Here is a 22,545-nt window from a genome sequence, read left to right as displayed (position 1 = left end):
ACACAAGAGAGGCCGGTATGATGATCGCGTGCGTAGCTATCAGGACCCGTGCGGCGTGGCCCGCGCGCTCGATCTCGTCGGCGACAGGTGGGCGCTCCTGGTGGTCCGCGAGCTGATGCTCGGACCCAAACGCTTCACCGACCTCCACCGCGATCTGCCGGGCAGCAGCCAGAACGTGCTGTCACAGCGGCTGCGGGAGCTGGAGGAGGCGGGTGTGGTACGGCGGCGCAAGCTCCCTCCGCCCGCCGTGGTCTGGGTGTACGAGCTGACCGCATGGGGGCTCGGCCTCGAACCCGTCCTGCTGCACCTCGGGCGGTGGGGGAGCAGGGCACCCATCACGACCGCGAACAGGCTCGGGGTGACCTCGCTGGTGCTGGCGCTGAAGGCGATGTACCTGCCCGGCTTCGAGGGGAGCCTCGAGCTGCGGATGGGAGAGGAGGTCTTCTTCGTGGAGACCTCGCGGGAGGACATCGCGGTGGGGCGGGGGCCCGCGGCGCGCCCCGACGCGGTGCTGAAGGGCGAGGCGGGAGCCCTCGCCTCGGTCCTCTTCCAGGGCGCGGACCCGCGGGAGGCGGTGGCCGCGGGCGAACTGGAGATCGAGGGCGACGAGGCGGCCGTGAAGCGCCTGATCGGCCACCTCGCGTCCTCGGCGACCTGACCCCGAGGGGCGGTCGCAGGGACTCAGCGGAGGACGGTGCGGTCCACGGTGCCGGGATCCAGGACGTGCTCGATCACCATGACGGCCGCCCCCACGACGCCCGCCCGATCCCCCAGCTCGCTGGTACGGATGCTCAGGTGCTGGGTGGCCAGGGGGAGCGACCTGCTGTAGATGACCTCGCGCACGCCCGCCAGGACGTGCTCACCCGCCTCCGCGATGTCGCCGCCGATCACGATCACCGCGGGGTTGAAGAAGTTCACGATCGAGGCCAGTACGTCGCCGACCTCCCTGCCCGCCTGCCTGATCAGCTGGACGGCCTGCGTGTTGCCCTGCCGTACCAGGTTGACGACGTCGCGGCTGTGGGCCGCGGGCACGCCCGCCGCGGCCAGCTTGGCCGCCACGGCCGCGCCGCCCGCGACCGCCTCCAGGCAACCGGTGTTGCCGCACCTGCAGACCACGTCGGCCGCCGAGGAGACGCGCACGTGCCCGATGTCGCCCGCCGCGCCCTGGGCGCCCCTGTGCAGGCGGCGGTCGGAGATGATGCCGCACCCTATACCGGTGCCGATCTTGACGAACACGAGCTGGTCGGCCTCGGGCCTGGCCGCCCAGTGCTCGCCGAGCGCCATGATGTTCACGTCGTTGTCGACCAGCACGGCGGTGCCGAGCCGTTCGCCCAGCCACTCGGGGACGGGGAAGCCGTCCCAGCCCGGCATTATCGGTGGGTTGATCGGGCGTCCTGACGCGTGCTCGACGGGGCCCGGGAGGCCGACGCCGACGCCGCACACCTGCTCGACGCTGTGACCCGTCTCCGCGAGGAGTTCGAGGAAGGTCTCGAGGAGCCACTCGAGCGTCGGCTCGGGGCCGCGGTCGATCGCGAGGTCGGCGGTGCGTTCGGCCAGGACGGTGGTGGCGAGGTCGGTCACGGCGACCCTGGCGTGGGTGGCTCCGAGGTCCGCTGACAGGACGACGCGGGCCGAGCTGTTGAACGCGAACGCCACGGCCGGCCTGCCGCCCGAGGAGATGGCGTCCTCGGTGGGGACGATCCACTGGTGGGTCAGCAGCGCGTCGAGCCGCTGTGACACCGTGGACCTGGCCAGGCCGGTGAGCTGGACGAGCTCCGCCCTGGTGCGGGCCTGGCCGTCCCTCAGGATCGCCAGCAACGCGCCTGCTCCGGCGACCGTGCCGCCCGGTTCGTTCAGCATGTCCGGAGACAACACCGCTCCTCCCTGTCCCCCATCAAGCGATATGTCGAATTGAATCACACTTCTGCTTGACCATCGGCGGAAGAATCATGTCATCTTCGGGCGCCGAGATGGGCAGGTATTGCCACGCGCCTGACCGGCCGCCGGGGTCGCGCATGGGGAGGACGGCGTGCTCGGCCAGGATCCGGTGCGGCTATCCGTTGGTCAGCCAGCGGACGGGGTTGCCGTGCGTGATCGAGCGGATCGTCTCCTCGTCCACCCCCGCCTCCCGCAGGCGCGGGAGCAGCGTGCGGAACATGTGGGAGTACCCGGATCCGCCGTACCGCTGGAGCTGGGCCACGCGGGACACCCCGCTGCCGAGCAGCAGCCGGCCGGCGTGCCCCTCGGAGATCAACTCCAGTGCGACGGCGGCCGCGCGCTGGGCGCCGAGCACCACGGAGGAGAGGTTGACGTAGGCGCCCGCCTCGGCGACCTTGCGTGCCACGGCGGGGTCGTGTCCGGTGCAGGCGACGCTCACCCGGGAGGCGGGCAGCCCCTGCCCGAGCAGGATCTCCAGCGGTGCGAGCGGGTTCTGGCCGTGGACGGCGACGGGCAGGCGGGTGGAGAGCGAGGCGCGAGCGGCGGCGACCAGGCAGCGCTCCTCCGTGGGCGTGGGCTCGGCGCCCCACGCGCCGACCTCGCCGATGACGCCGGGCAGGACGCCCGTGCCGTCGATGCCGGAGGTGATCTCGTCCATCAGCCGTGCGGTGAGGGTGTCGACGTCGTCCTGCCGCACCTGGGTGAACGGCTCGGCGTACAGGCCGGTCGAGGCGACGACGGGCACCCTGCTGCCCGCGGCGACGCGGGCCAGGGAGGCGGCGTCCCTGCCCATGCCGATGCAGGAGAGTTCGACGGTGAGCCCGAGGCCGTCCGACTGGCGCAGCTCGCGGAGCTCCTCGGTGACGGTGCGCTCCTCGTCGAGCCAGCGGTGCGGGTCGGAGTCGATGCCCACCGCCCAGCGCAGGTCGCAGCGCAGGTGCTCGTGGGGGAGGACGGCACCGGTGACCGCGTCGGCGCGGATTTGACCGGTGACGGTGCGTATCAGAACCTCGGGCATGCACGACATTAACCGATATTTGGCGGTAAACGCCTAATGTCTGCCGAAAGCTTTACCTGACGAATGTTTCATGGCTGACCTGCGACGACGCGCGGACCCCGGCATGGCCCGCGTCACCGCGTTGACACGTCGCCGCGCATCCTGGCCCTCTCCCCGCGCGCGCGCGCCGAGAGGGGCCGGAGATGGAGTGGCGATCTACCGGGGAGCCTCATTCCGCCCATTACGCTGGATGCGTGGCAAACTCCGAAACCGGTGACGCCGACCAGCTCAAGGGCGAGGCGGCACGCCGCGCCGGCATACACGGCTGGCTCGACGGCATCAGGTCCACCAGGACCGGCGCCCTGACCCTCAAGATCGTCATTGGCGTGATCGGCGCGGTGATGGTCGTGGGGGGCCTCATCATGGTGCCCTTCCCCGGCCCTGGGTGGCTGGTCGTCTTCGCGGGCCTCGCCGTGCTGGCCACCGAGTTCCACTGGGCGCACAAGCTGCTCGAGTTCGGCAAGCACGTCCTGCACGCCTGGACCGAGTGGTACAAGCGGCAGGGCTGGCCCGTGCGGATCATCGTGCTGCTCGTCACGCTCGCCACCATGGGTGTGATCATCTGGGGCGTCACGAAGCTGAGCCTCGGCATCGATCTCATCGTGGAAGGCCGCAAGCTCCTCGGTATCTGACATTCATGCTCGTTCGGTCTGCCAGGCGGACGAAAGGGTGATCGCTGCCTAGGCTGCCGCCGTGCTCACCGTCCTCGTGGCTCTCGCCCTCATCCCGCTTCCCGGGACCTCCGTGGTGCTCCAGGAGAAACCAGGAGATCCCGTCCGGCTGACCGCCTACGGCCTGGGCACCAGGCAGGCCTACCTGCGCGGCGCTTCCACCTTCGTCAGGCAGCGCGGCGCCGCCGAGGTCGTCGTCTCGCCCGACGGCCGGATGGCGGCCGCCGTACCGGCCGCCTACCGGGGCGGGCGCGACGCGCTCGTCGTCACCGACCGCGCGACCGGCCGGGTGAAGCGCATCCCCACGGTCGCCCGGCCCCTGCTGGCCTCCTACGCCTCGTGGTCGCGCGACGGCAAGAAGGTTCTGCTCACGATGGAGCGGAAGACCTCCGGCAAGTGGGTCACGAGCGGCTACGTCACGGTCGACGTCGCCGCGGGCACCGCGCACCCCACCACCGTCGCGGGCGTGGACCCCGCGGCCACCTTCTGGTGGACCCCCGACGGCGGGGTGATCTCGCAGCACAAGGGGGACGCGATCGTCTACAAGGAGGGCAGAAGGCCCAGGATCCTCCAGGGCGTCGGCACCCTGACCGGGCCCGACCTCTTCTCGCCCTCCGGGGGGCGCATGACGACGTGGTGTCCCTCGAAGTTCGCCGAGCACGTGTGCCTCGACCCCGCGACGGGAAAGATCGTCTCGCGGTCCGGGCTGAGGCCCGAGACGGTGGTCGGCTGGTGGAACGACAGCAGGCTGATCGCCGTCGTGCCCCATCGCAAGGCCTACAGGCTGGTCGTGGCCGACACCTCGGGCACGGTCAGGCGGGTGCTGGCGGCGATTCCGTCGGGCACCTGGCAGGCCGAACTCTGGCTGAGCTTCACCCGTAAGTGAGAGGGTGCCTCCCGTGAGCTTAAGCACCCTCCTTCTCGCCGCCACGCTCGCCCTCACAGGGGCGGACGTGAGGCTGCCCGGACTCGACGTGACCCTGCACGAGCAGCCGGGCGACCCGAAAAGGGTCACCGCCTACACCACGGCCGGCTCGGCCTACCTGCGGACCAGGGGCGGCTTCGCGGGGCAGCGCTCCTACAACGACCTCGCCGTCTCGCCCGGAGGGGGATTCGTCGCCGCGATCCCCAGGAAGTTCGCCAAGGGCTACGACCGGATCGCGATCACCAACCGCGCGACCGGGAGGACCACCAAGATCCGCACCGTGAAGGCGCCCATGGTGGCGGGCACGCCGTACTGGTCGCCGGACGGGCGCAAGGTCGTGCTGACCGTCTCGAAGGGCGACGACGGAGGCGGCGGCTGGCGCAGCATCGGGTTCGTCGTCGTCGACGTGGCCGCCAAGCGCGCCCGGCTGGTCAAGGTGCGCGGCGCCTACCCCGACGCGCTGTTCCAGTGGTCGCCCGACGGCAGGCGTGTCGTCTCCGACTACTGGGACGGCGTGCGCTTCTACGTGCCGGACGGCAGGGTCGCCTGGACCCTCTGGCGTACTGGAGGGCTGGTCGGCGGCGAGAGCGCCTTCTCACCCGACGGCCGCAGGATGGCGACCTGGTGCCCGAAGCGGTACAAGGCCGCCCTGTGCACCTGGAACCCGTACAACGGCAAGCTGGACAAGAAGGTGAAGGTCCCCGCCGTCGCCTCCTATGGCTGGTGGGACCGCGAGCACCTGATCGCGGTCGGCAGGCACGGCAAGGGCTACCTCAGCGTCGTGGTCGACCTGAAGGGCAGGGCGGTGCGCCCGTTGGCCGACATCAGCCGCACCGCGTGGCGCGACTACGACCTCTATCTGAGCTACACGCGCAACTGAGAAGGCTAGAGGTAGAGCCCCGTGCCGTGGTCGGTTTCGTGTGTCGCCACGGCATGCAGGTCACGCTCGCGCATGACGAGGTAGACCTTGGTGTGGAGCTCGACCTCGTACTGGTCCTCGGGGTTGAGCAGCACCTTGTCGCCGACCTTCACCGAGCGCACGTTGGCCCCCACGCCGCAGACCTCGCCCCAGGCCAGCCTGTTGGCCATCTTGACCGTCGCGGGGATCACGATGCCGGCGCCGCTGCGCCGCTCCTCGCCGTCCTTCTCCAGCCGGATCATCACCCGGTCGTGAAGCATCTGGATCTCGAACTTGGGGTCTGCCACGAATGCCAGTCTACGCGGGCCCGTGAGGCCGAATTCCCTGACAGTGAGGTGGGCGGCCGATAACGTTCCCGGAGCCAGGGGGCGCGAGACGGCGGGGGAGGCGGCGCGCGGTGACCCGGTTGTGCGGCGGGGGGCCGCCCGGTGGGGCCGGGACCGGGCCCTTCACGCTCGTGCCCGCCTACTTCCACCCCGGCACCGCCGTCCACACCTGGCGGCGCCTGCTGGCCGATCCGCCGCGCATGGCGGTGGTGACGGTCGATCACGGCCCGGGTCAGGCCAGGGATCCAGGCTGCGCGGCCGCGGTGGCCGCGCTGCGGGCCGCGGGCACCGAGGTGCTCGGCTACGCCGAGACCGACTTCGGCCTGCGCCCCGCCACCGAGGTCCGCGCCGACCTGCGCCGCTATCTGGTCTGGTACGGCGTGCGGGGCGCTTTCCTCGACCAGGTCGCCGCCTGCGCCGACCGCGTGGCTCACTACAGGGCGCTGGTGGAGGAGGTGCGCGGGCCCGTCGTGCTCAATCCCGGCGTCTACCCCGACCCCGCCTACGCCTCGCTGGCCGACCTCCTGGTCACCTTCGAGGGGTCGCTGGCCGCCTACCGCTCCATGCGCGAACCGGCGTGGGCGCGGAGGCTGGCGAGGGGCAGGTTCTGCCACCTGGTCCACGGCGTGCCGTACGAGCAGGTGGAGCCGACCCTGCGCAGGGCGGTTCGGCACGCGGGAACCGTCCACGTGACGGACCGGACAGGCGCGGCCCCATGGCGGGATCTACCCACATATTTCGGGTGAGCATGGCAGGATGACCGCCATGATCATGGCCTTTGGCTCCTCCGACTGGCAATGGATCAACCCTCCCCGCGAGTGGACCGCCGACGACGGCCTGAGCCTGGTCTGCGATCCCGGTACGGATCTGTGGCGGAAGACCCATTACGGCTACACCTACGACACCGCCCACCTGTTCGGCCGGATCGTCTCCGGTGACTTCGCGCTCACGGTGACGTTCACGGGCGACTACGCCGAGCAGTACGACCAGGCGGGCGCCGTCCTGCGGATCGACGAGGAGAACTGGGTCAAGGCGGGCGTGGAGTACGTCGACGGCGCCTTCCACCTCAGCACCGTCGTGACGCGCGAGGTGTCGGACTGGTCGGTCCTGCCGCTGCCCCAGACCTCGGGCAGCGTCACGTTCGCGCTGGAGCGCAAGGGCGACGCGGTGACCGTCCGCTACGGCCTGGACGGTGCGGCGCCCGAGTCGATGCTGCGGCTGGCCTACTTTCCCGCGGCCGTTCCCACACTGGCGGGCGCGATGGCCGCCGCCCCTGTCGGCAAGGGCTTCCCCGTCCGCGTCGACGACCTGAGCATCACCGAGGACTGACGGGCGGCAGGCTCACGGCAGGGCTCACGGCAGGGCTCACGGGAGGGTGAGCTCGGCGAAGACGGGCCTGTGGTCGGTGCCGGCCAGCGGGTGGACGCTGAACGACCGCACCCCCATCCGCCGGTCGGCCAGCACGTGGTCGATCGTCACCCCCGGCAGGGGCCGCCATCCCTGCTGCGGCCAGGTCGCCGTGAACCCCTGTCCCCTCATGTCGGCCGCGTCCCTGTAGCCGGAGTCGAGCAGCTCCCGCACCGGCCAGTGGTCCAGCGTGGCGTTGAAGTCGCCCGCCAGCACCTTGAGCTGCCCTCCCGCCCTGGGCAGGGCCGCCAGCCCGGCTCTCCAGCAGCCCATCTTCGCGGCGTGACTCGGCGCGCACGGGTGCACGGAGACCACCTCGATCTCCGGCCCGCCCTTGACCTTGACCACCGCCCTGGCCTGCCGGAAGTTGCCGAGCGCGAGCAGCGGCTTCTCGGACAGCGGGTGCAGGGAGTAGATCCCCGAGCCCCAGACACCCGTGTGGGACCTGTCGACCGTGTACGGCATGCGCTCACGCAGGCCGAGCCCGTCGAGCCGCTCCCTGGCGACGGGGGTGAGCTCCTGGATGGTGAGGACGTCCGGCTTGAGCTGTTCGACCAGCTTCACCAGCTCCCCTGCGTCTCCCGCGCCGACGGCCAGGTTCGCCGCCAGGACCCTGAACGTCCTGCCGCCCGCCTGCGGGTCCCCGTCGGCGAAGTACCTCGGCAGGACGGACAGCGCCAGCGCGCCCGCCGTCACCACGGCCACCACCGTGGGGACCCAGCGCCTGAGCAGGCCGGCCGCCAGCAGCGGCACCACGGAGGCGGCGGCGACGTAGGGGGTGAACGCGACCAGCTGGATCCACCGGTCGGCGATGTCCACGCCCGTCACCCTGAGGGTCGCCCATGCGGCGAACGGCACGACGAGCAGCCAGGCGAGCACGGTCCGGATCATGGAGGGCAACCTATCCGGTGCGTGTGCAGAAACAGTGAAGGTCCCTGCCGCGCTTCGTGCAGCCCGGCCCTCGCCGGGTGGGCGAGCGGATGCGGCGGGTCAGACGGTGACCGAGGTCTCCACCGGCAGGCCCGCCTCCACCCAGTCCTGGATGCCTTCGCGGTACTTGCGCACGTTGGTGTACCCGAGGGCCGCCAGCCGGTTGGCGACGGCCTGGCTGTTGGGGCAGGCGGGGTTGGAGCAGTAGGTGACGATCGCCGCGTCCCTGTCGGGCAGCAGGGCCGCCGCGCGCGCGTCGACCTCGCTCTCGATCAGGGCGACGGCGCCGGGCAGGTGCTGCTGCGCGTAGTAGTCGCCGCCGAGCGCGTCGACCACGGTGACCTCTCCTGCGTCGATGGCGGCCTTGAGCTCGTCGCGGGTGATGAGGGCGGTCATTGCGACCTCCAGAGTAAATGGACTACAGTCCGGTTTGTGGATGGCATGGAAATTACCGGACCGCAGTCCGGTTCGTCAAGCGAGCTTCTGGAGATCCTGCGCGGCCGCCCGCCCCAGGAACGGGCGGACGCGGCCCGCAACCGTGAGAAGGTGCTGGCCGCGGCGGCGAGGCTGTTCGCCGAGAAGGGCGTGGAGTCGGTCTCCATGGACGCGATCGCCGCCGAGGCGGGCGTCGGCAAGGGGACGCTGTTCAGGAGGTTCGGCGACAAGTCGGGGCTGGCGGTGGCCCTGCTCGACGCCAGGGAGCGCGACCTGCAGGGGCGCATCCTGTCAGGACCGCCCCCACTGGGCCCGCCGGCCGCGGGCCAGGACGGCGCGCCTCATGACACCGCGCCACCTGGCGCCGGGGCTCATGGCGCCGGCGCTCATGACGTCGCGCCAGGCGAACGGCTCGCGGCCTTCGTCGAGGCCTATCTCGACTATCTGTTCGCCCACCTCGACCTGGTGCGGATGTCGGAGACCGCCAGTCCCGGGGCGCGTTACAGGATCGGCGCCTACCGGTTCTGGCATCGGCACGTGGCGATCCTGCTCGGCCAGGCGCTGCCGGACGCCGACGCCGAGGTGCTGTCGCATGCCGTCCTCGCGGGGCTGGCGGGCGAGCCGGCCGCCGCCCTCAAGGACAGGTACGGCGAGCAGCGCGCCCGCGCCGCGCTCACGCGGGCGGCGCTGGCGCTCTGCCAGGGCCGATGAGGCGTCAGCCGCGAGCGAGGCCCGGCGTGACGGGGTTGCGCGCCCTCCGCGCCTCGGGGACGATCAGCGGCGTCCCCGACTGGGGGTCGGCGATGATCTCGCACCGCAGGTCGAAGACCTGCTCGACCAGCGTGGGCGTCATCACGGAGGCGGGATCCCCCTCGGCCACGACCGCCCCGTCGCGCATGACGATCAGGTGGGTGGCGTACCTGCAGGCCTGGTTCAGGTCGTGCAGCACGGCCACCAGGGTCCGCCCCGCCTCGTGCAGGTCGGCGCAGAGGTCGAGCACCTCGATCTGGTGGGAGATGTCGAGATAGGTGGTCGGCTCGTCGAGGAGCAGGATGGGCGTCTCCTGCGCCAGCGCCATGGCCAGCCACACGCGCTGGCGCTGGCCGCCCGACAGCTCGTCCACGATCCGCTCCGACAGCGAGCCGACGTCGGTGGCCGCCATCGCCGCCGCCACGGCCACCTCGTCGGCCTTCGACCACTGCCGCATCAGCCGCTGGTGCGGGTAGCGCCCCCTGGCCACGAGATCCGCCACCGTGATCCCGTCGGGGACGACCGACGTCTGGGGAAGCAGCCCGAGCCGCCGTGCCACCTCCTTGGACGGCAGTGAGGTGATCACGCTCCCGTCCAGGCGCACCGCGCCCGCGCGCGGCTTGAGCATCCTGGCCAGCGCGCGCAGCAACGTCGATTTGCCGCAGGCGTTCGGGCCGATGATCACGGTGAACGACCCGTCGGGGATCTCCACGTTCAGCGACGTCGCCACCACCCGCTGTTCGTAGGCGAGGGTGAGGTCGGAGCCGGTCAGCCGAGCCATCAGCGGCGTTCCTTTCTCAGCAACAGGGCCAGGTAGGTGCCGCCGATGGCGGCGGTCAGCACGCCGACCGGGAGCTGGGTGGGGGCGAGCAGGCGCTGGGCCGCCAGGTCGGCCGCGGTCAGCAGGACGGCGCCGGTCAGGGCGGAGGCGGTCAGCGTCACGCCGGGGGACCGGGTCATCCTTCTGGCCAGCTGCGGCGCCGCCATCGCGACGAAGATCACCGGGCCCGCGGCGGCGGTGGCGGCCCCGCACAGCAGGACACCCGCGACGATCGCGGCCGCTCGCACGGGCTCCACCCTGATGCCGACGGCCCTGGCCGCGTCGTCGCCCATCTCCATCATCCGTAGCGGCCTGGAGACGTAGCAGCAGACGGGGACGAGCACGACGAGCGCGAGGGCGACGGGGATCGCGTGCTCCCAGCCCCGACCGCCGAGGCTGCCGGTGAGCCACGCGCCCGCGTTGGCCGCGTCGTTGATGTTCGCCTTGGTGAGGAGGTAGGAGTCGGCCGACAGCAGCAGGGCGTTGACGCCGATGCCGACCAGGACCAGCCGGTAGCCCTGCACGCCCCCGCGGAAGGCCAGCGCGTAGACCAGCGCCGCGGAGATCACGCAGCCGAGCATCGAGCCCGCGGCGATCTGCGCCGCCGTCCCGCCCATGACCACGGCGACGACGCCGCCGGTCGACGCGCCCGCGGTGAAGCCGATGAAGTCGGGGCTGCCCAGCGGATTGCGCGTGAGGGACTGGAAGATCGCCCCGCTCAGGCCGAAGGCGGCGCCCACGGCCAGGCCCGTGACCACGCGGGGCGCGCGCAGCTCGCTGACGATCAGCTCGGCCACCGGCGAGCCCTCGCCGAACAGGGCGGCGACGATGTCGCCGACAGGCACGGTGAACTCGCCCGTGCAGACCGCGACCAGCGCGAGCACGACCGCGGTCACCAGCAGCGCGAGGCTCACCAGGAAGGCGCGCGGCGCCAGCCGTACCGAGTAGGGGCCGACGCGAACGGGGGTGGTCATAGCGCGGCCACCCTCCTGCGCCTGGCCAGCAGGATGAAGACCGGAGCGCCGATCACCGCGCACATGATGCCGACCTGCACCTCTCCCGGCCGCGCGATGACCCGCCCGGCGATGTCGGCGACGAGCAGCACCACCGGCGCGAGGACCGCCGCGTACGGCAGCAGCCAGCGCTGGTCCGGCCCCACGACCGCGCGTACGGCATGCGGCACCGCGAGGCCGACGAACCAGAGCGGGCCCGCGCCCGCCGTGGCCGCGCCGCACAGCAGCGTGACCGCGACCGCGGTCAGCACCCTGGTGCGCCCGACGGCCACGCCGAGCGCCCTGCCCGCCTCCTCGCCCAGCGCCAGCGCGTTGAGCGGCCCGGCCAGCAGCAGCCCGAGCACGACGCCGGCCACCATGAACGGCACCAGTCGCACGGTCACGTCGGCGGTCTGGGCGGCAAGCGAGCCGGTCAGCCAGAACCGCATGCGGTCGAACGCCTGGGAGTCCATGCGCAGGATCGCCTGGGAGACGGCGGTGAACACCATGCCGAGCGCCACGCCCGCCAGCGCCAGCCGTACGGGGGAGGCGCCCGAGCGCGCGGCCGAGCCGAGCGCGTAGACCAGCGCCGAGGCCAGCGCGGCGCCGCCGAAGGCGAACCACACGTAGGCGGCGGGGTCGGTGAGCCCGAACACGCCGATCGCGACGGTCGCGCCGAGCGCCGCGCCCTGGTTGATGCCGAGCAGCCCCGGATCGGCAAGCGGGTTGCGGGTCAGGCTCTGCATGAGGGCTCCCGCCAGCCCGAGCGCCGCACCGACGCCGAGGCCGAGGATCGTGCGCGGCACTCTCAGCTCGCGGATGACGGTGTGGTCGCTGGAGCCGTCCGGCGCCACGAAGGCGCTGATGACCGTCGACAGCGGCACCGAGCGCGCGCCGAGGGCGACACTCAGCAAGGCCACCAGCACGAGCAGTCCGAACGCGGCCAGCAGCCCCGCCGCCAGTACGGCGGGGCGGCCTCGTCCGGCCGTACTGGCGGCGGCCGGTTCCGACTTGGCCGGGCCGGACAGTGGAGGCGCGGTCACGTTTCCCTCTCGTCGTAGCTGAGTTAGGCGAGGCTAATCTAACAACGCCTTTGTGGCGTTCGGTCACCCCCCGTGTGCTTCGTGAGGTAAGGCTAAGCTAATCTCCTTGTCCGGTTTAGGTAAGCCTCACCTTAGGAGTAGCACGATGTCGGTATCCCGCAGGGGTTTCGTCGCGGCGGCCACCGGCCTGGGCGCGGTGCTGGCCCTCGCCGCGTGCGGCGGGCAGTCGGCGCCCGCGCCTGCCACGCAGGCGGCGCAGGCCAGTGCCGCTGCCACCCCCTTCTCCTACACCGACGACCGAGGCAAGAAGATCGAGCTTCCCGGGACCCCGGGCAGGATCGTGGCTCAGGTCGGCTCGGCCGCCGCGCTCTGGGACTTCGGCGTCAAGCCGATCGCCGTCTTCGGCCCGCACAAGCTCGAAAGCGGCGAGCGCGACCCCCAGGTGGGCAACGTCGACATCACCCAGGTCAAGAGCCTGGGCAACGTCTGGGACGAGTTCAACGTCGAGCAGTACATCGGCCTGCAGCCCGAGCTGCTGGTCAGCAGCATGTACCTGAAGGACACGCTCTGGTACGTGCCGGAGAAGTCCAAGGACACGATCGAGAAGGTCGCTCCGAGCGCGGGCGTCATGCTCACCGGCAGGAACGCCACCGAGGTGATCGCCAAGTACGGTGACCTGGCGGCCAAGCTCGGAGCCGACATCAACGCACCAGAGATCACCCAGGCCAAGACCCGCTACGAGGCCGCGCTCCAGGAGCTGGAGAAGCTCTCCGCCAAGGGCCTGAAGATCGAGCTGGTCTCCGGCAGCCCCGACGCGATGTACGTATCGACGCCCGAGATGGTGCCCGACTTCAAGCTGCTGAGCGACGCCGGTCTCGACATCGTCAGGCCGAAGGTCGACGCCCAGGGCTACTTCGAGCCGCTGAGCTGGGAGAACGCCGACAAGTACGAGGCGGACGTCATCCTGTTCGACAGCAGGACCCAGGCTCTCGGCCTGGAGGAGATGAAGAAGAAGCCGACCTTCGCCAAGCTCCCGGCCGTCGCCAAGGGCCAGGTCTACCCGATGTGGGTCGAGACCCCCTACAGCTACCAGAAGTGGGCCGAGCTGCTCGAAGGCCTGGTGGCCGACCTGGGGAAGGCTAGTAAGCTCCCCTGACCTCGACGATCTCCGCCAGCGGGAACTCCAGGTAGTCGCCCGCCTCCTCGCACCAGGCGTCGAGCGCCCCTCCGCGCAGCTCGCCGTGGCTGATCGTCGCGGTCAGCCCGTCGGTCAGCGTGATGCCCGCCCGTACTCCCCGGTCGACGACGAAGCCCAGCAGCGACTGCTGGGCCGTCGGCAGCCTGGTCGCGTTCCGCCCGATGATCGCCCAGGTGCGGCCGCTCTGCTCGACGTCGTCCTGCGCCCCGAGCAGGCGGCGGGCGTGCTCGTGGGGGTCGGGCGGGGGCTCGGCGAGGACGTGCGCGGGCACCTCCACCTCGGCCACCTGGCCGCCGGGCAGCAGGATCAGCTTGCCGTTCTGCGGATCCTCGTTGCTCGCGATCCTGGTGCGCCTGATGGAGATCTCTCCCGTGTCGGCGATCGGCACGGGCGCGTAGCCGTTCTCCCTCAGCGCGGCCAGCGTGCGCTCGGTCGGCGTGGAGCTGACCAGCACGGTCGGGGCCAGCAGCCGCAGGCCCAGCCTGGCCAGGCGCCGGTGCTGGGAGATCTCGGCCAGCAGGGCGGGGTCGGAGGCCTGCACGATGCACGCCACCGTCGTCACCGTCACCTCACCGTGCCTGCGCGCCACGTCACGGATGAGGTACTCCAGCGGCTGAGGGATCGCGCCGACCTCGCCCAGCTCGCCCAGCAGTTCGTCGGCGTCATAGCCCTGGTCGAGCGCGCCGCGCACGCTCTCGGTGGTGAAGCGCCACACCGAGGCGGCGCCGCGGGTCTCCCGTTCGGCCACCCTGTCGAGCAGTTCGGCCAGCTCGGTGCTGGGCGGCCCGGTGACCACCGCGGTCAGGTCGGGGCCGAACAGCGCGCTCCTGCGCACGCTCGCCAGCGCCCTGGTCGAGGCCTCCGCCAGGACGGGGTCGTGCTCGACGAGCGGGACGGTGTCGTCGTTCTCGTCCCCCGCGTGGGCGCTCAGCCCGGCCAGCGCCCTGCCGAGATCGGTGAGCGCGCAGTTGGCCAGCAGGCCGAGCAGCCTGGCCTCCTCCAGCACGGCCGAGGCGCAGTCGGCGAGCAGGGCCTGGTCGAGCAGGGGTGCCTGCCAGTGGGCGCTGCGCACGAGGCTGCCCCTGTCGGCGAAGGCCGTACCCGAGGGCAGGTGGGACAGGACGCCCATCACCGCCCTGCGCACGCGGGCGATGGCCGCACCGCTCTGGTCGTCGCCGAGCACGGTGAGGTACTTGCCCTCGACCTTGCGCAGCGACGAACGCTCCATCCGCCACCAGGCCGACAGCAGCACGCGCAGCCTGGCCGAGCCCTCGTCGAGCCGCCACCGGTCGAAGCGGTCGGTGGGCACCATGCCCGCCGACTTCTCATCCCAGGCGAGCAGCCGGGCGACGGCGCAGATCTCCAGCAGCAGCCTGGTCTCGTCCTCGTCGCAGCCGGTCTCCTTGGCCACCCTGCGCACCTCACGCACGCCCACCCCGCCGGTCTTCAGCAACGGCAGCGGGGTCTTGGCGGTGTTGTCGAGCAGTGCCGCGCAGCGCTCGACCACGTGGGGAGCGGCCAGTGTCATCAGGTGGTCGACCTCTTCGGGATCGACGGGGATGGTCGGCACCTCGGGCGGCTCGGGGGTGAAGGGCGGGTGATAGCCGTCGCCGCGCAACGACAGCGCCACCTCCCGCGGCATCTCGGCCAGCTCCCAGCGGGGGCGGTAGAGCAGGCCGTGGTCGGCCGCCCACTTCTCCGGCGTGCCGAGCGTCACGAACCTGCCACCGTCGACGTCGCGGACCGGCCCGTCCCACGCGAAGTCGGCCAGCAGCCGTTCGGTGCCCTCGGGCGCGTTGCGCAGCAGCGCGGTCAGGCGGCCCCCGTCCGACAGCACCTCCGTCACCCTGACGATGGTGCGGCGCTTGTTGCCGTGGGGCGGCAACCCGAGATTGCGGGCCAGCGCGCGCAACGTGTCGTTGCTGATGGTCCAGGAGTTGAGGTAGTGGTCGAGCGGCTCGCCGAGGCCGAGCGGCGCCGCCCACCAGCGCGAGACCGCCGTGGCCAGATGCACGCCGCCGTCCTCGTCGGGCCAGGCGAGCGCGTGGTCGTAGACGACGTCGAGCCAGGGGACGACCCGTGCCACGGGCGCGTCGAGGAAACCGGCCAGCCGCTCGGGGCTGACGCCGTCACCGAGCACCAGGCAGGTCTGCGTGATCTCCAGACACGGCAGCGGCAGCGTCCGCATCGCCTCCATGACGGCGAAACCGTTGCCCAGCCGCTGGGCGAGCGTGTCGAGCCGGCGCGGCCACGGGGCCGCGATGGCATCCGGTCGGTTGGACAGGACGCGGGCGAGCCTCGCTTCGTCCAGTGTTCGCAGCCAGCCGAGCAGGTGATCATCCATCTGTCAGCACTCTCAGTGGGTCGCGCGCGGGGACTCGCCGTGAGCCTTGATCATCCACGTGGGCCTCACTACGAGGCAGACCTCAGCATACGCGCTCGGTGCCCGGGTGTCCGGGCCTTCGCGCGCACGGCGGACCGCCTGGAGTCAGGAGAGAACAGCCCAGACGATCTTCCCGTACGGCGACAGCGCGGACCAACCCCATCGATGGCTCAGCGACTCCACGATGTGCAGCCCGAGCCCGCCCACGTCGAGCGGTCCCGGATAGCGCAGCACGGGCACGGCGGCGGCGGGGTCGGTGAAGGCGCAGGTGACCAGCGAGCCCCTGCGCACCAGCGACATGCGCACGGGCTCGTGGTGCCGGACCTCGTCCAGCGTCAGGCCGTGGCGCAGCGCGTTGGTGGCGAGCTCCGACACCACCAGCTCCATGCTGTCGACCAGCTCGCCCATGCCCCAGCCGGCGAGTGTGCCGGAGGTGAAGCTGCGGGCGGAGTGAACGGATGAGGCCGCGGGGGGCAGGACGAACGTCGCGCTGGCGCCGATCGCCGTGCCGGGCACGAGGAGGTCGCGCGCCGCCTCAGGCCACCAGCCGACCGGGGGCCACCAGTCGAGCGTGGTCCACATGCCGAGGGGTTTGGTGGACTGCACGTTGATCATTCTGCGGCAGAGTCTCGTGCAGGTGCAAGAGCGAATGCACGTGCAGAAGCGATTGTCAGCCGCTACGGTTTGCCCTGTATCGGTGAATCAGGTGGCAAAGGGGGATCTTGCCGCGACCCATGATCTTTGGGGCGCGAAGTGACAGACTGTGTGGTACGGAAACGACCAAGGAGCAGCACGTGTCCATGGATCCGCCGGGTTCTGGCTCAACCGTTCGGCGCATCATGCTCGGCGCCAGCCTGCGTCGCCTGCGCGAGCAGCGCGGACTCACCCGCGATGTGGCCGGATTCCACATCAGGGCCTCCGAGTCCAAGATCAGCCGCATGGAGCTCGGCCGCGTCGGCTTCAAGACACGTGATGTGGAAGACCTGCTCACGCTGTACGGCGTCGTCGACGACGCCGAGCGGCGTGCCCTGCTGGAAATGGTCCGCGAGGCCAACACCCCCGGGTGGTGGCACAAGTACTCAGCCGTCCTGCCTCAGTGGTTCTCCACCTACGTGGGGTTGGAGGAGGCCGCCAGCCTGATCCGCACCTACGAGGTGCAGTTCGTGCCAGGCCTGTTGCAGACGGCGAACTACGCGAGGGCGGTCTACCAGCTCGGCAACCCCGACGCGACCTCTCAGGACATCGACCAGCGCGTGCATCTGCGCATGCAGCGACAGGAACGCTTCACCAGAAAGGACGGCCCTCGCCTGTGGGCCGTCATCGACGAGGCGACTCTGAGAAGGACCATCGGCGGGAGAGCGGTCATGTCCGAACAGCTTCAGCATCTGCTGCACGTGGCGACCTTCCCCAACATCACCATCCAGGTGATGCCCTTCAGGTACGGCATGCACGCCGCCGAAGGGGGCGCGTTCAGCATCATGCGGTTTCCCGAGTCCGACCTGTCGGACGTCGTCTACGTCGAACAGCTCTGGGGTGCCCTGTACCTGGACAAGCGTGAGGACATCGACCCGTACCTCACCGCCATGGAGCAGCTGTGCGTGGAGAGCACCACGCCGGGCGGCACCGTTGAGCTCATCGACGGTCTTCTCAGAAAGATGTAGATGGAGCACACCTACAACGGCATGCCCGCCACCGACCTGACCGAGGTCGCCTGGCGGAAGAGCCGCTACAGCAACTCGCAGGGCAACTGCGTGGAGCTCGCGGAGCTCCCCGACGGCGCGATCGCGGTACGCAACTCGCGCTTCCCCGAGGGCCCCGCGCTGATCTACACCCGCGACGAGATCCGGGCGCTGGTGCTCGGTGTGAAAGACGGGGAGTTCGACGGCCTCCTCGTTTAACACGGTGTTCACCTCCGGCGCACCCGCGTAACCCGGGTGCGCCGGAAGGGAAATCGCCAGGATTCATGCCTCAAGCAGGATCTGTGCATGCTCGACCAGATGACGCTCTACCCGATCGCCGACGACGTGCTCATCGCACCGGGCGGCAGGGTCGTGATCCGTACGTATGGTGTCTCCTCCGCCGTGCCCGACGGGGAGGTCTCCTACCGCACCTGGGTGACAGGGGTGCGCGACCAGCCGCGCTACTGGCACTGGGGCCACTTCGAGGACGCCGCCTCCGGACACCGGCGCGTCCTGGAGTGGCTGACGGGGCGCGGACCTCAGCCGGTTCCCGCCGTGGCCTGATATCATCCCGAGCAATCGCTTGGTTCGATCTCGGGAGGCCGTGGTGCGGCGAGGGATCCACCTGCTCGAGGAAGTCGACTTCCGGCCCATGAACTCCCGGCGGCCGCTGGAGTACCTCACCTGGCTGACGCGCTACAAGGAGGAGGACGCCACCCGCGACGCGCCCGAACTGACCGAGGGGATGTCCATCCGCTCCCGCGAGATCGACCTCGTCGGCGCCTTCTACGCCGTCGGCATCACCGGACACCCGCAGTTCAAGGCCGTCACGCTGTGGGACTGCCACGGCGGATGGGAGGGCGGCTGGCGGCAGATGATGGAGATCTACTCCGGCGTCGACTCGCGGCTGTTCCTGTCCGACATCGACGACCTGCGCTTCTCGGCGTTCTCCCGGCCGCTCGGCGCGGTCCACGGCAGCCCGCCGCTCGCCTCGGCGGCGCCCGCGCCGCTGTTCCTGTTCGAGAGCGCCACGGTACGGCCGGGCGCCGCCCTCGACTACCTGGAGGCCGTCCGCGCCGAACGCCTGCCCATCCTGCGCGACCACGGGCACACGCTCGTCGGGCTGTACGAGGTGCTGATGTGCGACACGGAGGTCGTCACCGTCTGGGGCGCCACACTCGACGCGCACCTGGCCCTCCAGCGGGCCAGGGACGCCGCCCTCGGGCTCGACGACGAGGTCTCACCCGACGAGCGGCTGCTGACCTGGGGCAAGAGGGCCCGCGACTACCTGTCGGGGCCCTGGAGGGAGACCATGCTGGTGCCCTTCCCCGGCAGCAGGCTCGCGCCTTAGGCGGCAGGCTCGCGCCTTGAAGGGTGGGGATCGCGGGCACGTGCCCTACTCGGAGGCGTTCCGGTGGGGATCGCGGGCGCGTGCCCTGCTTGGAGGCGTTCCGGTGGGGATCGCGGGCGCGTGCCTCAGGCCGGGGCGTTCCAGGTGAGGATCACCGGCTCGGCGTGCTCGAACCCGAGCCGCGAGTAGGTCCCCGTGTCCAGCCTGAAGAACCTTCCGTCCTGCGGTGACAGACCCAGCCACCTGGCCGTCAGCACCCGCAGGAAGTGGCCGTGAGCGACCAGGGCCACCTGGCCGGGCACGCCCTTCGCCCGCGCGATCACCCTGTCGGCCCTCGCCGCCACCTGCTCGGCGCTCTCGCCCGGATGCTCGGCGTCACCGGGGGGCACGCCGTCACGCCACAGGTACCAGCCGGGACGGCTCTCCCGGATCGTCGGCGTGGTGATGCCCTCGTAGCCGCCGTAGTCCCACTCCCACAGGTCGGGATCCACCTCGTAGTCGGACAGTCCGGCGAGCTCGGCCGTACGGCGCGCCCTGGCCGCGGGGCTGACCAGCACCAGGTCGAACGAGCGCGCCTTCACCAGCGGGGCCAGCGCCCTGGCCTGGTCCTCGCCGGCGGGGGTCAGGGGCAGGTCGGTACGGCCCGTGTGCCGCCCCGCCCTGCTCCACTCGGTCTCGCCGTGTCTCAAGAGCAACATTTCATCCATAGCAGGACCATCATCGCCGACCGGCGGCTTCCGGACCTCGCCGGGTCGCGCCTGCCCGGGACGGCGCCCCCACGGGCCACCCGTCCTGCTGCTCCGGAACCGCCCGGCCCGCCGATCCGCCCCGCCGTTCGGCCGCCCGGTTCGTTCCGTCCGGGCTGCGGTCCGGGCCGCGCCCGGTTGACCTCAACTCGACTTGAGGTTGCATCGTGGCGGTGAAGCCACCGAACGAACGGAGAACCTCATGCGCGCCGTCGTCCTGCACGCCTACGGGCCCGCGGAGAACCTGACCTACGAGACGGTCGACGACCCCGTCCCCGCCGCGGGCGAGGTGCGCATCGGGGTGAAGGCCGCGGGCGTGCACCTCATCGAGACCCTGTTGCGTACCGGCGTCACCATCGGACCGCCGGTCCCTGAGCTGCCGGCCGTCTTCGGCGGCGAGGTGGCGGGAGTGGTGGACGCCGTCGGCCCCGGCGTCGACGAGTCGTGGATCGGGCGCGGGGTGGTGACGGGCACGAGCAGACCCGGCGGGTACGCCGAGCTCAGCGTCGCCTCGGTGGACGCGCTGCACGTCGTACCCGAGGGGCTCGGGTTCGAGGAGGCGGTGGCCATGATCGTGACCGGCACCACCACCATGGCCCTGATCGACCTCGGCGCGCCCACCGCCGACGACGTCGTCCTGGTCAACTCGGCGGCCGGCGGCATCGGCCGGCTGCTGGTGCGGCACGCGCGCGACATCGGGGCCGAGGTCGTCGGCGCGGCGGGCGGCCCCGCGAAGGTGGCGACCGTCCAGGGCCGAGCGGTCGACTACGACGTGCCCGGCTGGAGCTCCCAGGTCGGCGAGGTGACGCTCGTCTTCGACGGTGTCGGCGGCACCCGTGGGCGTGAGGCGTTCTCGCTGCTGGCCCCCGGCGGGCGGCACATCGTGTACGGCAACGCCTCCCGCGAGGAGACGGACGGGCCCACGCCGGAGGAGGTGAAGGCCAAGGACATCACGTCGATCTACGCGATCGAGCGGATCCTCGCCTGGCCGGGCGGGCGGCGAGAGCTGGAGGAGCGGGCGCTCGCGCAGGCGGCGTCGGGCCGCCTGACGCCCGAGGTGCAGACGTTCCCGCTGGCGGAGGCGGCCGCGGCGCACGCGGCGCTGGAGAGCCGCGCCACGACAGGCAAGGTCGTCCTCATCCCCTGACCGTCTGGATCCCCTGACCGCCCCTTGGAGAGTCCCTGGCCGCCCGGGCCCGGGTGGCCGCCTCAAGGGGCGCCATCCGCCGTCCGTGGCGTGAGGTCAGCGGCCGGAGAGTTCCTCGACGACGGGGGTGAACGCGTCCAGGTCCCGTTCGTGGTGGAGGACGTAGTAGGAGACGTCGTGGGTGTCACGCCAGTGGCGGAGCTTGTCGACGACGTCCCGTCTGGTCCCGAGGAGCACCTGGGGTGTCTCGCGCTGCGGGGAGGAGTCGGCGGCGCTCCACGACTCCCTCGACCGTTCGGTCCCGAGTTGCTGGATGCTCGTCCCGAGCTCCACGTCGGAGTAGCGGCCGGCCGCCGACGTACGGACGAGGTCGATCTTGTCGAGGAACGCGGACAGCCCGCCGTCGGCGCCGTCGGGGCCGGTGCCGTCGGCGCGGACCCGCATGCCGAGGTTGATCACGTTCGCCTCGCGGGCGGCCAGGCCGAGCATGCGCGGGCCGCCGCCGCCGAGGAGCAGCCGAGGGTGGGGCCGCTGGACCGGCTTGGGCTGCTGGTCGAGCGCGTCGACGCGGTAGTGCGCGCCGCTGAAGGAGAACGGCGCGTCACCCCAGAGCCCCTTCAGCACGGTCACGGCCTCGGCCAGCCGGGAGACGCGCACGCCCGGTGGGTCGAGTCGCAGGCCGGCGGCGATGTAGTCCGCGGCCATCCAGCCGGTGCCGAGTCCGAGCTCCAGGCGTCCGTCGGACAGCAGGTCGAGGGTGGCCGACTCCTTGGCCAGCACGGCGGGGTGCCGGAAGTCGTTGGCGGCCACGAGGGTGCCCACCCTGAGCCGCGTGGTGGCGCACGCGGCCGCCGTCATCGCGGCGAAGGGGGCCAGGCGGGGGCCGACGAGGTGGTCGGGGACCAGGAGCACGTCGAATCCGGTGGCTTCCAGGCGCCTGGCCTTCTCCGCCCAGGCCTTGCCCGACTCGGCCTGCCGTACGACCGCCGCGAACCTGAACCGCCGCATCCCGCCTCCCGACCAAGCGTTTGGTCAGAACCCTAGATCGGGCGGGCCCCTTCCGCTAGGGCCGGGCCGTGCGGACGGCCCGGCCGGTGCCGTTCAGCGCTGGTTCAGCAGCCCGAGGGCGACGCCGCCCATCCCGGCGGTCATGATCAGCCAGGCGATTCCGGCGGCCGCGCTCCCCAGTCCGGCGAACCACGGGATCGGGATCGCCACCGGCCCGACGATCAGCGCGATGGCCGCCCACGGGGGCGCGGTCTTGCCGAGCAGCGCGGCGACGCCCAGCAGGAGGAAGCCCACCAGGCCGAGCAGGAACGCCATCCCGAAGATCGAGGTGGGCAGGCCCTCGTTGTAGGCGGTGTAGAGCGCGGTCAGCTTGGCGGGGTCCAGGCCGGCCTTGACGCCCGCGTACAGCACGTCGTCCGAGTTGCCGCTGACCGGGACGATCATGATGAAGGCGAGGATCGTGGCGACGAGGCCGAGCGTGGGCTTGCCGAGGCGCGCGACCCTGGACACGCCGAGCGCCGCGGGGATGATCGTGATGGCGCTGATCGCCGACAGCCAGGCGAGCACGGGGTAGGAGGAGGCGTTGGCGGCGAACTGCCGGACGTACGCCTCGCCCTCCGCGGTGATGTCGCCCGGCGCCAGCATGATGGACACGCCGATGGCCAGCGGTGCGATCACCGCAGCGGCGATCATGGCGTAGCGGGCGAAGGTGTCGGCTCCCGACCGGGGAGTCGTGTCGAGACTGGTCATGGCCCGAGCGTCCGCCCGGAGCGGATTCCGCGCATGAGTAGGTCCCTACTCATCTTGTTTTACCAAGCGC

General features: G+C 71.4%; 26 protein-coding genes. 13 read left to right on the top strand and 13 right to left on the bottom strand.

Annotated elements, in window-relative coordinates; all coding sequences use genetic code 11:
• Positions 1–28 precede the first annotated feature (28 nt).
• A complete protein-coding gene (locus tag ACFSKW_RS42330) occupies positions 29–658 on the top strand; it encodes a winged helix-turn-helix transcriptional regulator (RefSeq protein WP_379579928.1) in 630 nt (209 codons plus the stop codon).
• A gap of 23 nt (positions 659–681) precedes the next feature.
• Here the strand turns inward: ACFSKW_RS42330 and ACFSKW_RS42325 are convergent, their stop codons facing one another.
• Both ACFSKW_RS42325 and ACFSKW_RS42320 read right to left on the bottom strand, forming a co-directional pair.
• Positions 682–1,860 carry an ROK family protein gene (locus tag ACFSKW_RS42325; RefSeq protein ID WP_379579926.1) on the bottom strand — a complete coding sequence of 393 codons (1,179 nt, stop codon included), beginning with the start codon at positions 1,858–1,860 and terminating at the stop codon, positions 682–684.
• Positions 1,861–2,053: 193 nt separating this feature from the next.
• Positions 2,054–2,956: a phosphotriesterase family protein gene (locus tag ACFSKW_RS42320; RefSeq protein ID WP_379579924.1), complete on the bottom strand. Its 903-nt coding sequence runs from the start codon at positions 2,954–2,956 to the stop codon at positions 2,054–2,056.
• A 233-nt stretch (positions 2,957–3,189) separates the two neighbouring features.
• On the opposite strand from ACFSKW_RS42320, the gene ACFSKW_RS42315 reads away from it, so the two are divergent.
• The 3 genes from ACFSKW_RS42315 (at position 3,190) to ACFSKW_RS42305 (ending at position 5,471) form a co-directional block, all read left to right on the top strand.
• Complete coding sequence (locus tag ACFSKW_RS42315) at positions 3,190–3,627, top strand: TIGR02611 family protein (protein ID WP_379579922.1); 438 nt, start codon at positions 3,190–3,192, stop codon at positions 3,625–3,627.
• A 61-nt stretch (positions 3,628–3,688) separates the two neighbouring features.
• Positions 3,689–4,552 carry a hypothetical protein gene (locus tag ACFSKW_RS42310; protein WP_379579920.1) on the top strand — a complete coding sequence of 288 codons (864 nt, stop codon included), beginning with the start codon at positions 3,689–3,691 and terminating at the stop codon, positions 4,550–4,552.
• A gap of 13 nt (positions 4,553–4,565) precedes the next feature.
• A complete protein-coding gene (locus ACFSKW_RS42305) occupies positions 4,566–5,471 on the top strand; it encodes a TolB family protein (RefSeq protein WP_379579918.1) in 906 nt (301 codons plus the stop codon).
• Between the two features lie 5 nt (positions 5,472–5,476).
• Here the strand turns inward: ACFSKW_RS42305 and ACFSKW_RS42300 are convergent, their stop codons facing one another.
• A complete protein-coding gene (locus tag ACFSKW_RS42300) occupies positions 5,477–5,797 on the bottom strand; it encodes a GroES family chaperonin (protein ID WP_354913060.1) in 321 nt (106 codons plus the stop codon).
• 110 nt (positions 5,798–5,907) lie between these two features.
• Between ACFSKW_RS42300 and ACFSKW_RS42295 the strand changes: the two genes are divergently transcribed.
• Both ACFSKW_RS42295 and ACFSKW_RS42290 read left to right on the top strand, forming a co-directional pair.
• Complete coding sequence (locus ACFSKW_RS42295) at positions 5,908–6,582, top strand: spherulation-specific family 4 protein (RefSeq protein ID WP_379579915.1); 675 nt, start codon at positions 5,908–5,910, stop codon at positions 6,580–6,582.
• 19 nt (positions 6,583–6,601) lie between these two features.
• Entirely contained in the window at positions 6,602–7,165 is a 564-nt protein-coding gene (locus ACFSKW_RS42290; protein WP_379579913.1) for a DUF1349 domain-containing protein, read from the top strand.
• Between the two features lie 36 nt (positions 7,166–7,201).
• Here the strand turns inward: ACFSKW_RS42290 and ACFSKW_RS42285 are convergent, their stop codons facing one another.
• Both ACFSKW_RS42285 and ACFSKW_RS42280 read right to left on the bottom strand, forming a co-directional pair.
• Positions 7,202–8,134 (bottom strand): endonuclease/exonuclease/phosphatase family protein, encoded by a 933-nt coding sequence (locus ACFSKW_RS42285; RefSeq protein ID WP_379579911.1) that lies wholly within the window; start codon positions 8,132–8,134, stop codon positions 7,202–7,204.
• A 99-nt stretch (positions 8,135–8,233) separates the two neighbouring features.
• On the bottom strand, positions 8,234–8,569 hold the full coding sequence (locus ACFSKW_RS42280; RefSeq protein ID WP_379579909.1) for a rhodanese-like domain-containing protein: 336 nt from the start codon (positions 8,567–8,569) through the stop codon (positions 8,234–8,236).
• Between the two features lie 45 nt (positions 8,570–8,614).
• On the opposite strand from ACFSKW_RS42280, the gene ACFSKW_RS42275 reads away from it, so the two are divergent.
• Complete coding sequence (locus ACFSKW_RS42275; RefSeq protein WP_379580272.1) at positions 8,615–9,319, top strand: TetR/AcrR family transcriptional regulator; 705 nt, start codon at positions 8,615–8,617, stop codon at positions 9,317–9,319.
• Between the two features lie 4 nt (positions 9,320–9,323).
• Here ACFSKW_RS42275 and ACFSKW_RS42270 read toward each other — a convergent pair whose 3' ends face one another.
• Genes ACFSKW_RS42270 through ACFSKW_RS42260 form a run of 3 tightly spaced genes read right to left on the bottom strand, consistent with a single transcriptional unit; the run spans position 9,324 to position 12,213 of the window.
• Positions 9,324–10,139, bottom strand: a complete 816-nt coding sequence (locus tag ACFSKW_RS42270) for an ABC transporter ATP-binding protein (RefSeq protein ID WP_379579907.1) — start codon at positions 10,137–10,139, stop codon at positions 9,324–9,326.
• A complete protein-coding gene (locus ACFSKW_RS42265; RefSeq protein ID WP_379579905.1) occupies positions 10,139–11,152 on the bottom strand; it encodes a FecCD family ABC transporter permease in 1,014 nt (337 codons plus the stop codon). The genes ACFSKW_RS42270 and ACFSKW_RS42265 overlap by 1 nt, the downstream gene beginning before the upstream one ends.
• A complete protein-coding gene (locus ACFSKW_RS42260; RefSeq protein ID WP_379579903.1) occupies positions 11,149–12,213 on the bottom strand; it encodes a FecCD family ABC transporter permease in 1,065 nt (354 codons plus the stop codon). The genes ACFSKW_RS42265 and ACFSKW_RS42260 overlap by 4 nt, the downstream gene beginning before the upstream one ends.
• A gap of 145 nt (positions 12,214–12,358) precedes the next feature.
• Between ACFSKW_RS42260 and ACFSKW_RS42255 the strand changes: the two genes are divergently transcribed.
• Positions 12,359–13,369 carry an ABC transporter substrate-binding protein gene (locus ACFSKW_RS42255; RefSeq protein WP_379579901.1) on the top strand — a complete coding sequence of 337 codons (1,011 nt, stop codon included), beginning with the start codon at positions 12,359–12,361 and terminating at the stop codon, positions 13,367–13,369.
• Here the strand turns inward: ACFSKW_RS42255 and ACFSKW_RS42250 are convergent.
• Together ACFSKW_RS42250 and ACFSKW_RS42245 are read right to left on the bottom strand one after the other, a co-directional pair.
• Positions 13,353–15,755, bottom strand: a complete 2,403-nt coding sequence (locus tag ACFSKW_RS42250; RefSeq protein WP_379579900.1) for a helicase-associated domain-containing protein — start codon at positions 15,753–15,755, stop codon at positions 13,353–13,355. The two genes, ACFSKW_RS42255 and ACFSKW_RS42250, sit on opposite strands and share 17 nt — an antisense overlap.
• 144 nt (positions 15,756–15,899) lie before the next feature.
• Positions 15,900–16,409, bottom strand: a complete 510-nt coding sequence (locus ACFSKW_RS42245) for an ATP-binding protein (RefSeq protein WP_379579898.1) — start codon at positions 16,407–16,409, stop codon at positions 15,900–15,902.
• 224 nt (positions 16,410–16,633) lie between these two features.
• Here ACFSKW_RS42245 and ACFSKW_RS42240 point away from each other — a divergent pair, with 224 nt between their 5' ends.
• The 4 genes from ACFSKW_RS42240 to ACFSKW_RS42225 all read left to right on the top strand — a co-directional run bounded on the left by ACFSKW_RS42240 (position 16,634) and on the right by ACFSKW_RS42225 (position 18,824).
• Entirely contained in the window at positions 16,634–17,455 is an 822-nt protein-coding gene (locus ACFSKW_RS42240) for a helix-turn-helix domain-containing protein (RefSeq protein WP_379580270.1), read from the top strand.
• On the top strand, positions 17,456–17,692 hold the full coding sequence (locus tag ACFSKW_RS42235; RefSeq protein ID WP_379579896.1) for a DUF397 domain-containing protein: 237 nt from the start codon (positions 17,456–17,458) through the stop codon (positions 17,690–17,692). It begins immediately after the preceding gene.
• An 87-nt stretch (positions 17,693–17,779) separates the two neighbouring features.
• Positions 17,780–18,037: a hypothetical protein gene (locus tag ACFSKW_RS42230; RefSeq protein WP_379579894.1), complete on the top strand. Its 258-nt coding sequence runs from the start codon at positions 17,780–17,782 to the stop codon at positions 18,035–18,037.
• 43 nt (positions 18,038–18,080) lie between these two features.
• Positions 18,081–18,824, top strand: coding sequence for a hypothetical protein (locus ACFSKW_RS42225; protein WP_379579892.1), 744 nt, complete (start codon positions 18,081–18,083; stop codon positions 18,822–18,824).
• Positions 18,825–18,949: 125 nt separating this feature from the next.
• Here ACFSKW_RS42225 and ACFSKW_RS42220 read toward each other — a convergent pair whose 3' ends face one another.
• Positions 18,950–19,531: a histidine phosphatase family protein gene (locus ACFSKW_RS42220; RefSeq protein WP_379579890.1), complete on the bottom strand. Its 582-nt coding sequence runs from the start codon at positions 19,529–19,531 to the stop codon at positions 18,950–18,952.
• Positions 19,532–19,772: 241 nt separating this feature from the next.
• Between ACFSKW_RS42220 and ACFSKW_RS42215 the strand changes: the two genes are divergently transcribed.
• The gene (locus ACFSKW_RS42215; protein WP_379579888.1) at positions 19,773–20,717 is read left to right on the top strand and encodes a zinc-binding dehydrogenase; all 945 of its coding nucleotides are present in this window, start codon (positions 19,773–19,775) and stop codon (positions 20,715–20,717) included.
• 96 nt (positions 20,718–20,813) lie between these two features.
• On the opposite strand, the gene ACFSKW_RS42210 is transcribed toward ACFSKW_RS42215, so the two are convergent.
• A complete protein-coding gene (locus ACFSKW_RS42210; RefSeq protein WP_379579887.1) occupies positions 20,814–21,725 on the bottom strand; it encodes a TIGR03621 family F420-dependent LLM class oxidoreductase in 912 nt (303 codons plus the stop codon).
• 93 nt (positions 21,726–21,818) lie between these two features.
• A complete protein-coding gene (locus ACFSKW_RS42205; RefSeq protein WP_379579885.1) occupies positions 21,819–22,475 on the bottom strand; it encodes a hypothetical protein in 657 nt (218 codons plus the stop codon).
• Positions 22,476–22,545: the final 70 nt, after the last annotated feature.

This window comes from Nonomuraea mangrovi (assembly GCF_042681425.1).
Classification (GTDB): Bacteria; Actinomycetota; Actinomycetes; order Streptosporangiales; family Streptosporangiaceae; genus Nonomuraea; species Nonomuraea mangrovi.
The sequence above is the reverse complement of the archived record's forward strand: the minus strand, read 5'-3'. Positions and strand labels throughout refer to the sequence as shown.

Bases quoted from the DNA above. Each gene is read 5' to 3' on its own strand.
- ACFSKW_RS42285 (WP_379579911.1), bottom strand. From the start codon at position 8,134: ATGATCCGGACCGTGCTCGCCTGGCTGCTCGTCGTGCCGTTCGCCGCA.
- ACFSKW_RS42280 (WP_379579909.1), bottom strand. From the start codon at position 8,569: ATGACCGCCCTCATCACCCGCGACGAGCTCAAGGCCGCCATCGACGCA.
- ACFSKW_RS42210 (WP_379579887.1), bottom strand. From the start codon at position 21,725: ATGCGGCGGTTCAGGTTCGCGGCGGTCGTACGGCAGGCCGAGTCGGGC.
- ACFSKW_RS42230 (WP_379579894.1), top strand. From the start codon at position 17,780: ATGCTCGACCAGATGACGCTCTACCCGATCGCCGACGACGTGCTCATC.
- ACFSKW_RS42250 (WP_379579900.1), bottom strand. From the start codon at position 15,755: ATGGATGATCACCTGCTCGGCTGGCTGCGAACACTGGACGAAGCGAGG.
- ACFSKW_RS42215 (WP_379579888.1), top strand. From the start codon at position 19,773: ATGCGCGCCGTCGTCCTGCACGCCTACGGGCCCGCGGAGAACCTGACC.
- ACFSKW_RS42240 (WP_379580270.1), top strand. From the start codon at position 16,634: ATGCTCGGCGCCAGCCTGCGTCGCCTGCGCGAGCAGCGCGGACTCACC.
- ACFSKW_RS42270 (WP_379579907.1), bottom strand. From the start codon at position 10,139: ATGGCTCGGCTGACCGGCTCCGACCTCACCCTCGCCTACGAACAGCGG.
- ACFSKW_RS42320 (WP_379579924.1), bottom strand. From the start codon at position 2,956: ATGCCCGAGGTTCTGATACGCACCGTCACCGGTCAAATCCGCGCCGAC.
- ACFSKW_RS42235 (WP_379579896.1), top strand. From the start codon at position 17,456: ATGGAGCACACCTACAACGGCATGCCCGCCACCGACCTGACCGAGGTC.
- ACFSKW_RS42275 (WP_379580272.1), top strand. From the start codon at position 8,615: ATGGAAATTACCGGACCGCAGTCCGGTTCGTCAAGCGAGCTTCTGGAG.
- ACFSKW_RS42265 (WP_379579905.1), bottom strand. From the start codon at position 11,152: ATGACCACCCCCGTTCGCGTCGGCCCCTACTCGGTACGGCTGGCGCCG.
- ACFSKW_RS42325 (WP_379579926.1), bottom strand. From the start codon at position 1,860: ATGCTGAACGAACCGGGCGGCACGGTCGCCGGAGCAGGCGCGTTGCTG.
- ACFSKW_RS42290 (WP_379579913.1), top strand. From the start codon at position 6,602: ATGATCATGGCCTTTGGCTCCTCCGACTGGCAATGGATCAACCCTCCC.
- ACFSKW_RS42220 (WP_379579890.1), bottom strand. From the start codon at position 19,531: ATGGATGAAATGTTGCTCTTGAGACACGGCGAGACCGAGTGGAGCAGG.
- ACFSKW_RS42205 (WP_379579885.1), bottom strand. From the start codon at position 22,475: ATGACCAGTCTCGACACGACTCCCCGGTCGGGAGCCGACACCTTCGCC.
- ACFSKW_RS42245 (WP_379579898.1), bottom strand. From the start codon at position 16,409: ATGATCAACGTGCAGTCCACCAAACCCCTCGGCATGTGGACCACGCTC.
- ACFSKW_RS42255 (WP_379579901.1), top strand. From the start codon at position 12,359: ATGTCGGTATCCCGCAGGGGTTTCGTCGCGGCGGCCACCGGCCTGGGC.